This is a genomic window from Nostoc sp., assembly GCF_036916655.1.
In the GTDB taxonomy this organism is placed as follows: Bacteria; Cyanobacteriota; Cyanobacteriia; order Cyanobacteriales; family Nostocaceae; genus Nostoc.
Genome location: NZ_JBALFY010000061.1, coordinates 37,669 through 51,880, shown reverse-complemented (window position 1 = coordinate 51,880; position 14,212 = coordinate 37,669). Strand labels below are relative to the sequence as shown.

Annotated in this window: 8 protein-coding genes; 4 read left to right on the top strand and 4 right to left on the bottom strand. The window is 43.5% G+C overall.

Annotated features, from left to right (window positions below; translation table 11 throughout):
* Positions 1–95 precede the first annotated feature (95 nt).
* Positions 96–638: a Uma2 family endonuclease gene (locus V7L31_RS14795; protein ID WP_334696924.1), complete on the top strand. Its 543-nt coding sequence runs from the start codon at positions 96–98 to the stop codon at positions 636–638.
* 82 nt (positions 639–720) lie between these two features.
* Here V7L31_RS14795 and V7L31_RS14790 read toward each other — a convergent pair whose 3' ends face one another.
* The gene (locus tag V7L31_RS14790) at positions 721–2,271 is read right to left on the bottom strand and encodes a DUF3131 domain-containing protein (RefSeq protein WP_334696923.1); all 1,551 of its coding nucleotides are present in this window, start codon (positions 2,269–2,271) and stop codon (positions 721–723) included.
* A gap of 368 nt (positions 2,272–2,639) precedes the next feature.
* Here V7L31_RS14790 and V7L31_RS14785 point away from each other — a divergent pair, with 368 nt between their 5' ends.
* Positions 2,640–3,911 carry an MFS transporter gene (locus V7L31_RS14785; protein WP_334696922.1) on the top strand — a complete coding sequence of 424 codons (1,272 nt, stop codon included), beginning with the start codon at positions 2,640–2,642 and terminating at the stop codon, positions 3,909–3,911.
* Positions 3,912–4,024: 113 nt separating this feature from the next.
* On the opposite strand, the gene V7L31_RS14780 is transcribed toward V7L31_RS14785, so the two are convergent.
* The gene (locus V7L31_RS14780) at positions 4,025–6,067 is read right to left on the bottom strand and encodes a GAF domain-containing sensor histidine kinase (protein ID WP_334696921.1); all 2,043 of its coding nucleotides are present in this window, start codon (positions 6,065–6,067) and stop codon (positions 4,025–4,027) included.
* 94 nt (positions 6,068–6,161) lie between these two features.
* Here V7L31_RS14780 and cobN point away from each other — a divergent pair, with 94 nt between their 5' ends.
* A complete protein-coding gene (cobN, locus tag V7L31_RS14775) occupies positions 6,162–10,307 on the top strand; it encodes a cobaltochelatase subunit CobN (RefSeq protein ID WP_334696920.1) in 4,146 nt (1,381 codons plus the stop codon).
* Positions 10,308–10,316: 9 nt separating this feature from the next.
* Entirely contained in the window at positions 10,317–11,468 is a 1,152-nt protein-coding gene (locus V7L31_RS14770) for a peptidoglycan-binding domain-containing protein (protein ID WP_334696919.1), read from the top strand.
* Between the two features lie 131 nt (positions 11,469–11,599).
* On the opposite strand, the gene V7L31_RS14765 is transcribed toward V7L31_RS14770, so the two are convergent.
* Both V7L31_RS14765 and sigC read right to left on the bottom strand, forming a co-directional pair.
* A complete protein-coding gene (locus V7L31_RS14765; protein ID WP_012407750.1) occupies positions 11,600–12,055 on the bottom strand; it encodes a Fur family transcriptional regulator in 456 nt (151 codons plus the stop codon).
* A gap of 418 nt (positions 12,056–12,473) precedes the next feature.
* The gene (gene sigC, locus V7L31_RS14760; RefSeq protein ID WP_179066298.1) at positions 12,474–13,724 is read right to left on the bottom strand and encodes an RNA polymerase sigma factor SigC; all 1,251 of its coding nucleotides are present in this window, start codon (positions 13,722–13,724) and stop codon (positions 12,474–12,476) included.
* Between the last annotated feature and the right edge of the window lie 488 nt (positions 13,725–14,212).

Sequence of the window (14,212 nt, the reverse complement as noted above, 5' to 3'; positions counted from 1 at the left end):
GAGTAATTGTATGTCTAGAATTTTATATTGAGCTTCTCAACCAAGAAGCCATAAAATTGAACTAGGTTTATCACAGGAATGTGAGCAGTTATGCTATGAAAACCCTGGCTAAATGGTCTGTAGACGACTATCATCGCATGGTTGAGGCGGGCATTCTGCGCGATCGCCATCTGGAATTGCTAGCAGGCGAAATTGTTGAGATGAGTCCAGAAACCCCAATTCACTACACCACCGCAAAACGAGGTGCAAAATATTTAGAAGAATTGCTCTCAGGTAAAGCTGATGTTCGTTTCAATGGGCCGATTACACTATCCGACTCGGAACCCGAACCTGATATTGCAATTGTTCGACTTCCTGAGTCATCTTACTGCGATCGCCATCCTGCTCCTCAAGATATATTCTGGATTATAGAAGTTGCCAAGACTAGCTTAAACAATAGCTTGGAGATCAAGGCTGCGATTTACGCGACGGCTGAGATTCAAGAATATTGGGTTTTAAATTTATCTGCTAAACAGATGATTGTGTTCAGAAACCCTCAAAGTGGTAAGTATGTTGAAGAATCTACTCTTACCCAAGGAACAATTACACCATTAGCATTTACAAATATTTCAGTGTCCATTCAGAGACTTTTGCCATAAAGTGGCGTTACTGAATAGACTTATGTGGGTAAAATATGGACATTGCACAGTAGATGACATCTATTATGCAACGCCAATTTTTTCATGGTCTGAGAATTTTAGCTGTAACTTGCCGTGTTCTGATAGCCCTTTTGGTTGACTTATAGCTTTTGACTCCTGCCCAAACGGTGAGCGGTTGCCCAACTTGTTTATACAGCAAACTCTCTAAAATTACGCCATTATTATTAGCGGTAAGAGTTTTATTCGGCTGACGCAGAGATTCATAAAAACCGTTGTACCAGCCATCTTTTGATTTGAGGTTGCTTTGAACGAAATTAAATAACTGCTGCGTGTATGCGGTGTTATAAAGTACATGCCAGCCGATCGCAGCTTTGGCACTGAGGAATCGCAAATCGTTGTGTTTTTCTCCGGTATCTGCAATGGTTGCCCAAGGTTCTCCGTTGACAAACAGGCTGCTGTAAACAAAGTATGGAGGGCGATCTAAGTTGTCTTCGGTGACGGCGGTTAATTGTTTTGTCGCTTCATAACGTGCTGCTTGAGCAGCTAAAATCCGATCGGCATAGACTTTCGGCAAAGCTTGAAACCCAGTTTCGATGCCATCTAAGATATAGGGTTCGCTCAGAACGTAATTATTGGCTCCAGAGTTTTTATAGTCGCGTTTATCGTAAGGAATTCCCTGTCCGTAAAGGTCAACAAAGGCTGTATGAGACTGATAATCTAAGGCTTGCTTAACATCCAAGCCCCATAATTTCAGACCATAGGCGGCATAATTCTCATAGCCCAAGCGACCTTCTTGGTTATACTGTTCTTTACCTTTGACGACAGCAGTACCGTACATTTGGCCATTTTTAGTTAGACGCTTAACTTGCCAATGTTTCCAAACTGCTGCTATTTGCGATCGCATTTCTGGATACTTGGCCTCGACAATCTTCAGCCAGATTGCCATTCTCCCCAAATCGATGGCTGACCAACCAATTTCTTCGCGTTTTTCTAGTTGACCATAATTAACGGGTACAAGAGTCTTAGCGTTGTAGACCTTGTTAGGTAGTTCTCCTTTATACAAGGGGATAGACGCTAATGTATTCAACATTTTGGTCATTTTGGCATCAAATTCAGCAGCAGGTACGATATTGAGTTCTCTAGCGCTGACTAAGGCTGCGATCGCTGCTGTCTGATCCCACATACTTATTGAGGCAAAACCATCCACAGAATTGATCAAGCCAGTTTCATCATTCCAATTGTGCTGGAAGTATGACCAAGCCTGACGCGCAGTTGTTATCTCCTCTGAGGTCAGTTTTCCAACTCCCGGAGCAGTATATGGGATTATAGCTACTGTTAATTGATTTTTAGGAATGGCTTGACCTGGCAAAACTACAGATTTCGCATCCAGGCTGGCAACTATTTCCGCTGCTTTAACATCAGAAACAGGGCTTTGGGTTTGGGGTTTCCTTGGTTGTAGCAATTGGCGGGAAGCAGTTTCGGATGTTGATATTTCCGGTTTTTCTATAGAAGTCTTGGAAAGTTGCTTAGACCAACCATTTAAAATTGCGATCGCGATTACAGCGGTAACTACTCCTCCTACAGAAGCTAGTATGGACAAGCTCTTAGGTGGTGGTTGAAAATCAGAACTCATATTGTAAGTTAGCGTTGCTTGCGTAGTTTCACTAAATACATTCTTCCCAACTTTAAAATCTAACTAACATAGAACTTACGCACTCATAACCAAAAACCTAAGCCTTTGCGATTACTTCTCTACGAGACGCTCCGCGATCGCTTTGCTCGTAATGACCTAAAATCGTAGTCCATGCGTAAGTCCTGATTATTAACTGTAAGTTTTGTGTAAATAATTACAGCATTACTTAAGTAGCGATCCAATGGTTAAATATTGGGGACTTGAGCTTATTTAGGCAAAGGTGTTAGCCCAGACAGATAAGCGAGCGCAATTATCCTATAATTGTTAGCTAATCTAATTGTTCGTAGACCATATTAAAATTCCTCCTAATGAAAATTTGGAATGGACAAGTAGGCGATCGCATAAGTAAAACCCTTTACCACCATTTACCCGCCTTTCGTTGGCGTAATTTTCGCCTGTTTTTTGGGGGACAGTTACTATCAATGTCTGGGACATTTATGACCCAGCAGTTGACTATTCCTTGGCTGGTATACGATTTGACTAAATCGGCTTGGTTATTGGGAGTTGCAGGGTTTGTACAATTTTTACCGACATTATTACTGATTCCCTTTTCGGGCGTATTATCCGATCGCTGGAGTCGGCGGGATTTGTTAATGGTGGTGCAGATATTGGGAATCAGCGTTTCCCTGACTTTAACGATTCTGACTTTTCAGAATTGGATTACATTTCCCATCCTACTGGTACTGAGTGTTCTCAATGGTTTGCTCAAGGGCTTAGATATGCCCGTGCGCCATACAATTGTCACCGAAACCGTAGGCGATCGCGCCGATTGGAGTAATGCGATCGCCTTGAATTCAGTGATGTTAAGTTCCTCGCTGGTATTGGGGCCAGCTATGGGCGGAATTTTGATTGCGACGCTAGGGGTGAAATATTGTTTTCTCTACGATACTCTCAGCTATATCCCCGCCATCTTTACCCTGCTAGCGATGCGGCTGAAAGCCAGACCCACGCTGAACCTGACGAACCTTAGCGATACTTTACAGAAATTGCGAGAGGGCTTTGAATATGTCTCCAGATTCCAGCCCATTAGAGCAATTTTATTAATGCTGGCATTACAAGGTTTAGTCGGAATGTCTCATGTTGCGCTCATGCCCATTTTCGCCGCTAAGATTTTAAATGGGGATGCAGCTACAATGGCTCATCTAAGTACCTCAGCGCCGATTGGATCGTTGTTTGCTTGTTTGTATCTGAGTATCAGGCGAGGGATTAAGGGTTTAGAGCGTTTGATTGTAGTTTCTCAAGCCTTTATTGGGATGAGTCTGATCTCCTTTTCACTATCGCGTCAAGTTTGGCTGTCGATCGTCATACTGGTGTTTACAGGTTGCTTTACCATCCTCATGATTACCAGTAGTAATATGATTATCCAAACCCTAGTGGCCGAAGATAAGCGCGGACGGGTGATGAGTTTTTATGCTTTAGCAATGGTGGGTATGATGCCCTTTGGGAACCTGTTAGCTGGAACTTTAGCGCATAATTTTGGTGCGACTAATGCCTTGATTGTCTGTGGCAGTTTGAGTATGTTAGGTGCGCTATGCTTCTCTACACAATTGCCAGCAGTGAGCCGTTGGATCGATCGGTGAAGAAGGTAGAAGGCAGAAGGCAGTCCTGAATGAAAGAATAACTGGGGACTGGGGACTGGGGACTGGTATTTTTACTCATTACTCATTACTCATTACTCATTACTCATTACTCATTACTCAGCATTCCTGAACACTCTCACTGCCTGAGTTGGTATCCATACAGTAAAAATTGAGCCAATACTGACAGTTGATTCTACTTCAATTCGACCCCGATGGAGTTGTACAAGTTGTTTCGTTAAAGCTAGTCCAACTCCGGTGCCTTCGTAGCGGCGGCGATAGGGTGTATCGAGTTGCTGAAATTTCTCAAACAGTAATGGTAATTGTTCTTCAGGAATACCAATTCCGGTGTCTTCCACTTGAAAAATAGCGGTGTCGTCTTCCACCCAAAGACGTAAGGTAACGCTGCCACTTTGAGGGGTAAATTTAATTGCATTAGTTAACAGATTCAAAAGAATTTGTTCTACTCGTTTTGCATCGGCGGTAAAGCGATCGCGCTTGGGATCGATTTGCAAATCCAGTATGAGATTAATTTGTTCGCTTGTTGCTTTTTTTCGCAGTGACTCTACAGCATTTTGAGCAACATTCACCAAAGAAAATTCCGAAATATTTAAAGCTGTCTTCCCAGCCTCGATTTGCGATAAATCGAGGATGTCATTAATCATTTCTAATAAATGTTCTCCACTATCATGGATTGTTTGCAGATAACCCCGTTGTCGTTGACTCAATTCACCCAAAGGCCAGCGTAATAAAGTCGAAGACATCCCAATCACATAAGTTAAAGGCGTGAGCAGTTCATGACTGATAGTAGCAAGAAACTCACTTCTGAGACGGTTAGCGGCTTCAGCTGCGAGGAGAGCATCACGGAGAGCCATTGTACGCTCAATCACTCGTTGTTCGAGATTTTGTTTTTCTTGGGTGAGGGTTTGCATTAACTCAGCTTGGTGAATAGCGATCGCGAATTGTTCGGCGATCGCAATTAGCAAGTTTTTTTCGCTATCATTCCACTGATGGGGTTCATCGCACTGATGAGCAATCAGCAATCCCCACAGTTTGTCTTCAAAGATAATCGGTGCAGCGAACTTAGCCTTAACTTGGCATTCCCTTAAAAAATTCAACAAACACTCTTCCAGAGCATAAGTTTTTTCGACATCATCCACAGCTAAGGTAAAGCCTTGGCAATACTTCTCCCAACATTGAGAGGTTCGGATAAAGCAATGTTTTTCTGTGTAATTCAATACCGAGCTAATCGCATCTGTAGCACGGGCTTCATAGACAATATAACCTCCATATTGTTGGTAGTCTTCTAAGAGGGTTTTATTATTAACTGATACAAAAGGCGAGTGTTCACCGTTGTTTTCATGTATAAAAAAATAGATTTCGCAAGGTTCTCTAACTGATAGTTCCATACCTGTTGCCAGTGCCGTTTCATTTAAGGGAATAGTGTCAGACTGGTATGGTTGAGTACTAACTTGGGAACCTGCAAATTTATAAATTACTAATCTGTCTAATTCTAGAAACTCACGCACCTGTGTAATCGCCGTTGCCATAATGACAGGCAAATCTAGGCTTTTGCGGATCTGTGTTGTTACCTGATTCAACAACCGCTCTTGGGAAATCTGTTTTTTTAAAGCATCTTCCACTAGCTGACAGATATAAACTGCTGGTCCAACGGGGCTTGGAGATGCTATTATTTCTTGGTTTGGCTGAGTTAGGAGATATTCTAATAGCAACAGCGTGAATTGACTTTGGAGTGTGGCATCATTGGGTCTAATAATTTGCTGATAGCGTTCGAGATTTTGGTGAGTATCAGAATCGCACTCAAATAAATCTCTCAATTCGGAGATAAATGTTGCGATCGCCTCCAAATTAAACGTCAACTGAGCATTGATTTCTGAGTAAGTTTCTTGCCCCTCTGTTTCTCTGCTTCCTTGCTCAAAGGTTCCTACCAAAAGGACGCTAAACTGCTCAGAAACCACTAATGTAAACCTTTGCTTTTGCCAGTCCACAGGTATGTAAATCCGCACCAACACAGCTTCCTTCAGTATCAAAACGGCACTTCCCACCGTTTGAGCCATCTGTTCTAACAACTCCCCAAGCTGATTAAATACAACAATAGGCAAGGTTCGAGAAAAGCTCAAATCAGGAGAACTAAGCATTTTCAATCATTTTGGTAAGAGAGGGCTGAATCCAGGGAGAAAAGTTTGTTTTGATTATGTACTAACCAATAACTTAAAACGGTAACACAGGATTATGCATCGTATAAGTAGCACATCGGGTGGATGGAATCAGTCAGAGGGTTTAATTTTTTTAGAACAAACTCCCGCGCCTTTCGTGTTAATTACGGCTGCTGATACTGACATTCAAACCTTAGCAGCTGCGGTGACAAAGTTACCCCCAAGCTTTCCGGCATTAAGAGTCGCCAACCTATTGCAGTTGCAGCAACAATTAAGCATAGATACTTATGGAGAGCAAGTTTTGGAACTTGCCCAAGTAATTATTTTGCGCCTATTAGGAGGACGTTCTTACTGGGGTTATGGCTTAGAAGTAGTGCAAGAAATTGTGCAACGAAATGGTAGAACCCTCATTGTAATGCCAGGGGATGACGCTTTTGATCCCGATTTAATTTCCCAGTCTACCGTGCCCTTGGCTATTGTTAACCAAATATGGCAGTATTTTAGCGAAGGGGGCGTGGAAAATTTCGTGAATGCTCTGCAATTTATCTCCGATAGTTGCTTATTAACTGCATATAATCCTGCACCACCTCAGCCAATTCCGCGTGTGGGATTGTATGAGTGGGGAGTGGGGGAGCAGGGGAGCAGGGGGGCAGGGGAGCAGAGGGGCAGGGGAGAGTTAGAACTCCGTTCATCCACCTTTGAACTGGATGAATCCACCTCAGATACTCGTTCATCCATCTCAGAACTCCGTTCATCCACCTCAGAATCTCAAATCTCTCAATCCCCAGTCCCCAGTCCCCAATCCCCAATCCCCAAAATCGGCATCCTTTTCTACCGCGCTCATTATTTAGCGGGAAATACTAAAGTAATTGATGCTTTATGCGAAGCTTTGGTACAGAAAAATTTACAACCAGTGCCAGTATTTGTTTCTTCATTACGTGAACTAGATGTACAAGTTGAGTTGAGTGAATTTTTCCAACCCAAAGAAGCCGAATCAATCGCTGTGCTGCTAAATACTACCAGTTTTTCTCTAGCACGCTTGGAAAGTGAAACACCCCAAACCGAACTGTGGCAAAAATTAGATGTGCCTGTGTTGCAGGTAATCCTCAGTGGCGGATCGATTGAACAGTGGGAGTCACAGTTTCAAGGGCTTTCTCCCCGCGATATTGGGATGAATGTGGCGCTACCAGAAGTAGATGGGCGGATTATTACTCGTGCTGTGTCTTTTAAAGCATTGCAAACTCGTAATCCCCATTTAGAAACAGATGTGGTAATTTATGAACCAGTGAGCGATCGCATCGAGTTCGTTGCTAAACTAGCAGCAAACTGGGCGCGTCTACGTTCCAAACCACCCCAAGAGCGGCGAATCGCCCTGATTCTCGCAAACTACCCCAACCGCAATGGCCGCCTCGCCAATGGTGTGGGACTCGACACCCCAGCTAGTTGTGTAGAAATCCTGCAAGCTTTACATCAGGCTGGATATGAAGTAGAAAATCCACCCACTCAAGGAGACGAGTTGATTCAACGGCTGACAGATGGTGTAACCAACGATCCAGAAGGTAGAGAATGGCTTCCAGTACACCAAAGCGTCTCTTGGGAAGAATATCAAGAATATTTCGCTTCATTACCACCAGCAGTTCAGCAAGGTATTACTGAAAGGTGGGGAAATTTAGAGCAGGGAAGCAATCAAGAATTATTCCCCCCTGCCCCCCTGCCCCTCTGCCCCTCTGCCTCCATCCCCGTTCCCGGAATCCAACTCGGCAACATCTTTGTGGGAATTCAGCCAGCAAGGGGTTATGATAATGACCCCAGTTTGAATTATCATGCGCCGGATTTAGAACCAACCCATGATTATTTAGCTTTCTACTATTGGGTTAGAGAAACTTTTGGTGCTGATGCTGTAGTTCATGTGGGAAAACACGGAAATCTAGAATGGCTACCGGGTAAAAGTGTGGCTTTATCGAGTAATTGTTATCCAGAAGTAGCTTTCGGCGCACTTCCCCACCTGTACCCGTTTATTGTCAACGATCCTGGTGAAGGTTCGCAAGCCAAACGTCGCGCTCAAGCGGTGATTATAGATCACCTCACGCCACCGATGACTCGTGCGGAACTCTACGGTTCTTTGCAGCAGTTAGAAAATTTAATTGATGAGTATTATGAAGCCGACAGTTTAGATCCTTCACGTTTGCCAGTGATTCGCGATCGCATCCACGAACTGGTAATCAAAGAAAATCTCCATCTAGATTTAGGAATCCAAAATGAAACAGAAATTTTTAAGTCTGAATCCTTAATTTTGAATTCCATCGGTGGCTACCTTTGTGAATTGAAAGAAGCCCAAATCCGTGATGGCTTGCACATTTTTGGGCAATGTCCCCAAGGAAGGCAGCTACGGGATTTAATAGTAGCGATCGCTCGCATCCCCAATCGCCATTCTCCAGGTATTACTCGTGCGATCGCTCAAGATTGGGGACTAGATTTCGATCCCCTCACAGCCGATTTGTCAATGAGTAGTGGTGAATACTCAATAGTCAATGGCACACAATGCCGTACCCTCGGCGATATCGTCGAAGTCCTAGAAGAACACGCCGCCCTTCTAGTAGAAAAACTAATAAATCAGGACTCAGAATTCAGAATTCAGAATTCAGAATTCAGAACTCCTAACTCCTCACTCCTAACTCCTAACTCCCCACTCCCCATTGTCCTTAACTGGATACACGATCGCCTCCTCCCAGCCTTACAAAAAACCCCCGAAGAAATCACCCATTTATTACACGGACTCGATGGCGGATATGTCCCCAGCGCTCCATCTGGCGCACCCACACGCGGCCGCCCGGAAGTTCTACCAACAGGGAGAAACTTTTATTCTGTCGATATTCGTGCCATTCCCACAGAAACAGCTTGGGATATCGGCAGAAAAGCCGCCGAAACTCTCGTTGAATATTACACTCAAGAACATGGTGAGTATCCCAAAACACTAGGCTTATCATTGTGGGGAACAGCCACCATGCGAACAGGCGGTGATGATATAGCCGAAGCCTTGGCTTTACTCGGAGTCCAACCAGTATGGGATGGTGCAGCACGGCGAGTAGTAGATTTTGAAATTTTGCCCCTAGCGATTTTGGGGCGTCCGCGTGTAGATGTCACCTTGCGAATTTCGGGATTCTTCCGCGATGCTTTTCCCAACTTAATTGACTTATTCGATCAAGCAGTATCAGCAGTAGCAGATTTAGATGAACCGCCAGAACAAAATCCTCTAGCGGATGCAGTTCGCCAAGAAACTGATTTGTGGACAAGCCAAGGATTAACTATACAAGAAGCTGTGGTGCGATCGCGCTATCGCATCTTTGGTTCTCGTCCAGGTGCTTACGGCGCCGGACTCCAAGGTTTAATCGAATCGCAAAACTGGACAGATGACGAAGATTTAGCCCGCGCCTACATTAACTGGAGTTCTTACGCCTATTCTTCGGGAGCAGGGGAGCAGGGGAGCAGGGGAGCAGAGGAGCAGGGGAGCAGAGGAGCAGGGGAGCAGAGGAGCAGGGGAGTAGGGGAGCAGAGGAGCAAAGGGGGAGAAATTCTTCCTAATTCCCAATCCCCAATGCCCACTCCTAACTCCTCACTCCTAACTCCTAACTCCCCACTTCCCTCTCCCGAAGCCTTCAAACAACGGTTGGCACAAATGCAAGTCGTCCTGCACAATCAAGATAATCGTGAACACGACCTACTCGATTCTGATGATTATTACCAATTTCAGGGTGGCTTAACAGCAGCGGTGCGTTCTCTACAGGGAAAAAATCCTCAAACTTATTTTGGAGATAATTCTATACCCGCCCAACCACGCGTTCGCCAACTGAAAGAAGAAATTGCGCGGGTGTATCGTTCTCGCGTAGTTAATCCCAAATGGATTGCAGGAGTAATGCGTCACGGATACAAGGGAGCCTTTGAAATGGCGGCGACAGTAGATTATCTCTTCGCCTACGATGCAACAGCTAAATGTGTTGAAGATTACATGTATCAAGGTATAGTGGACGCTTATTTACTCGATCCAGTTGTTGTAGAATTTATTCAGCAAAAGAACCCTTATGCTCTGCGTGATATTGCTGAAAAATTATTAGAAGCACATCAGCGCAATTTGTGGGAGGATGTAAATATAGGAACATTAGAAGCTTTGAGGAACCTAGTACATCAAGCTGAAGCAGTTATCGAAGAAAAATCAATGGTGTAGGAAACAAATATGGAAAATCTTGCGTATTTGCACCTAGCTTTCGCCTACGAAGACAGCACACCCAGTGAATTGGTATCCCTCAGTTCTTTGTTTAACAAAGCAGCTGCGCCAGACTGGAAAAGGCTTTCTGGTAGGGCTTGGAAGTATATGTTGCCCCTTGCTCTGTCTTTATCTATTCTTGGTGCTGTGAGCAGCGTCATGGCACTAGAAAAAGGCGATCAAGGCCCTTCTGTCAGAAATCTACAACAAAAGTTAAAAACAGCAGGTTTTTACCAAGCTTCTGTTAGCCAAGTATATGACGTATCCACACAAGAAGCTGTGCGGCGCTTCCAAAAGGCCGCTGGTTTACCAGTGGATGGCATTGTTGGAGCCAGCACCCTGCAAAAATTAGAAAGTTGGCAAGCCAAAAAGTCCACAGTTGTAGCAACTACACAAACTAAAAAAACTACTGCTGTAAGTGAACAGGCTAAAAAGCCTAGTACTACTAGTTCAGCTAGTTCAGCTAGTTCAGCCACCAGCAAACGCCGCAATCCCAACTACCTTGCTAAGGGGGATGAAGGTGAAGATGTCAGAGCTTTGCAAGAACGGTTAAGAGTTGCCGGCTTTTATTACGGAAACGCCACAGGAATATTTGGCCCAATTACCGAAGAATCTGTTAAACGATTCCAAGATTCTTACAAATTAAGCGTTGATGGCATTGCAGGCCCAGCAACATTACGTAAACTGCCAGGAGTTGGCATTGGTGATGGAGAAGAGGCTCCTAAAAAGGTAGTCAATCGAGACAAGCTTCGTGTAGGCGATCGCGGTGAGCCTGTTAGAATCCTTCAAGAACAATTGATCCAAGCAGGATATTTAGAGGGAGAGCCAAATGGCTACTATGGCCCCTTTACTGCTGATGCTGTAAAGAGATTTCAGGCAGCTAATTTCTTAACAGCAAGTGGTGTTGCTGGCCCAACTACGCGAGCTAAGTTATATAGCTCAGTTAATACTACTAGCAAAAGCGAATTTAATACCCTAGAAATCCAAACGCGACTACGGGAGCGGGGTTTTTATAAAGGCAAACTGAATGGTGTGATGGCAGATGACACCAAAAAAGCGATTAAACAAGCCCAGGAATTCTATGGCATCAGTCTCAAGGATCTTAAGAGCGGACGCTTTTAACATCCGCTTTGGTGTCGTTAGTATCAGTTCCCAACTGGTTGCTTTCCTCCAGTAACAGCAAATTACGAACTGCTCAGATTCCAATTCTTTGGTAAATTTGAGTAGTTTCGTCTTATTTATCCACCCAAGTGCTAAAGCGGCATCAGCGCTCGTTGGCACTTGGGACACACTGCATGAATAGTCATTTGACAGTCTAAAAGGTGAAAACCTTCTTTTTGAGCGGTTTTTGACCCAATTTTTAAAATCGAATCATTTTTAAACTCAATAGTAGAGTTGCATCGAACACAAATTAAGTGATGGTGATGATGAGGATAGGGCTGGTTGATCTCATAATGCTTATGTCCCTCGCCCAATTCTAATTCCCGTAAAATTCCCATCCTGGCCATCAACTTCAAAGTCCGATAAATAGTTGACAGACTGATCCCTTCACCATCAGTTTCGAGCCGATGATAAAGATCCTCCGCACTCAGATGTTCTCCTTGCGGAAGTTCTTGAAAAATGTGTAAAATTGTTTCGCGCTGGGGAGTTAAACGCCAGCCTCGTTCGTTCAGTTCTGCCTTGAGTGAAGTAGTTGTGTAGACCGTCATACTAATAGTTCTCAACAAAGCTTGTTAGTTGAGAATATAACAAATCTTGGGAGCAATTTGCAACAATCATTGCCTATTGAGAATTTTTACTAAATATTTAATAACAATTCATCAAATCTTGAGCAAAATTCAAGTAAGAAGCTGTAGTGCATTTAATTTGCATACAGCTAATAGTTAGGATACTTGTAACGATTGCATCCCTTGACTTTGAATTTTGCATAAGTTAAATTTGAATTCTTAGTTGCTCCCCACCTTTAAGATATCTGAGCAAAGTTCTGGGGCAACTTTTGTACAATTTAATGCTAATTATTTGCTGTAAGCCTATAAATAGCTTTTAAACTGGGAATTAAATCACCCTTTTGTCCCTAGTCATTTGTCAAGTGTAATTTTCTAATGACAAATGACTAATGACAAATGACTAACTTAGAGATTCCAAATAGTCGCGGATCAGGTTGCGGCGCTTGGGTTGACGTAGCTTTTGCAAAGCCTTGGATTCAATTTGGCGGACTCGTTCGCGCGATAAGTCAAGAGCGCGGCCAATTTCCGCTAAAGAATAAGGATGACCATCTGCCAAACCAAACCGCATTAGAATTACATCGCGCTCCCGGCTAGTCAAATCTGACAGAAGATGATGCAAATCTCTTTGTAAAGATTCTCGCATTAACATCTCTTCTGGAGTTACACTATCAGTCTCGAGTAATTCGCCTAACTCAGTGTCTTTATCTTTTCCTACTTTGGTTTCCAAAGAAACGGAGCGAGGAACCCGCAACAAAACTTCTCGGACTTGGGTCGGTGTCATCTCTAACTCAGTTGCTAAATCTTCTAGAGTTGGGGTGCGACCTTTTTCTTGAGCAATTTTGCGTTGAGCCTTTTTGATTTTGTTTAACTTTTCGGTAATGTGAACCGGAAGGCGGATGGTGCGACTAGAAGTTGCGATCGCCCGTGTAATTCCTTGACGAATCCACCAGTAAGCATAGGTACTAAAGCGATAACCCTTAGTTGGGTCAAATTTTTCTACAGCCCGCTCCAAACCTAATGTACCTTCTTGAACTAAATCCAACAATTCCAAACCACGATTTTGATACTTCTTAGCAACAGACACAACTAAGCGAAGATTCGCCTTAATCATGTGTTCTTTTGCTTGGAGTCCTTGGGACTGAACTTGCTCCAACTCTTCTACAGTCAACTTGGCGATTTCAGCCCAGCGACGTTTGCCATTTGCCAAAGTTGGCCTAAGATCGGATAAAACTATATCAGCAGTAGCAGCCCACCTTTCCAAAGACGGCCGATGTCCTAGTTCCGAGGTTAGACGTTCTTGAACTTCAACTAACCGAAGATAAGGCGTAATCACTTCATCCCCTTCCTTGGCAGCCTTAGCAAGTACTATCCGCATCCGCAAGTAACGTTGGACTTTTTGAGCTTCTGAAACCTCTTCATCACGCCCTAACAAGCGAACCCGACCAATTTCTTGAAGATATAGACGTACTAGGTCTGTACTCCGACGGTTAGTGCTAGCAGCAAAGTTAGCATTGTCAACAGAAGCCAGTTCTAGCTCCTGTAGGTCATCTACCGATAACTCACTGTCATCAACCGTGAGATCCGAGTCCAAAGCCTGGCGGGACTTTTTGGTGTTGTAGGGGGCGTCTGCATAAAAAGATGTTGCTGGCATAAAGATCGTCTCAATGGCTCCAGGTAACAATAGATTTCGGTCAGCTTAGATTACGGTCAGCTATTCAACTGTTGCTATTGTTCCCGTGATTAACGATGAACTAACATAGTTGAAGGTTCCATTACAATTTTTTTAGAAATTAACTGTAATGGTTTTATTGGATACAGTATTACTGAACTTAATCGGCTGCTAAATTTTTGATTCAACCAATAGCTATTTCAATCCACAGCTAGGCTTTCAATATTTCAACTACTTAGTTAATATTTCAACTTCGATGGTTTTGGCTGTAACTTTTGTAACACAGTATAAACATCCTTCAGTGAATGTCATCTTTATAATTGGCATAGTCACATTTACATGACCACAAAAGTAATATCCTGACGATTTACCAATTTTTTCTCAGGATTATTCAGGTATAAGTATAACTAATAGATATCGAGGAAGTGATTAGCATTAACGGCAAAAATTTTCTCGATACGGAGATATAA

Excerpts from the sequence above, each read along its gene's own strand:
- V7L31_RS14765 (WP_012407750.1), bottom strand. The coding sequence starts at position 12,055 with ATGACGGTCTACACAACTACTTCACTCAAGGCAGAACTGAACGAACGA.
- V7L31_RS14795 (WP_334696924.1), top strand. The coding sequence starts at position 96 with ATGAAAACCCTGGCTAAATGGTCTGTAGACGACTATCATCGCATGGTT.
- V7L31_RS14790 (WP_334696923.1), bottom strand. The coding sequence starts at position 2,271 with ATGAGTTCTGATTTTCAACCACCACCTAAGAGCTTGTCCATACTAGCT.
- sigC (WP_179066298.1), bottom strand. The coding sequence starts at position 13,724 with ATGCCAGCAACATCTTTTTATGCAGACGCCCCCTACAACACCAAAAAG.
- V7L31_RS14785 (WP_334696922.1), top strand. The coding sequence starts at position 2,640 with ATGAAAATTTGGAATGGACAAGTAGGCGATCGCATAAGTAAAACCCTT.
- cobN (WP_334696920.1), top strand. The coding sequence starts at position 6,162 with ATGCATCGTATAAGTAGCACATCGGGTGGATGGAATCAGTCAGAGGGT.
- V7L31_RS14770 (WP_334696919.1), top strand. The coding sequence starts at position 10,317 with ATGGAAAATCTTGCGTATTTGCACCTAGCTTTCGCCTACGAAGACAGC.
- V7L31_RS14780 (WP_334696921.1), bottom strand. The coding sequence starts at position 6,067 with ATGCTTAGTTCTCCTGATTTGAGCTTTTCTCGAACCTTGCCTATTGTT.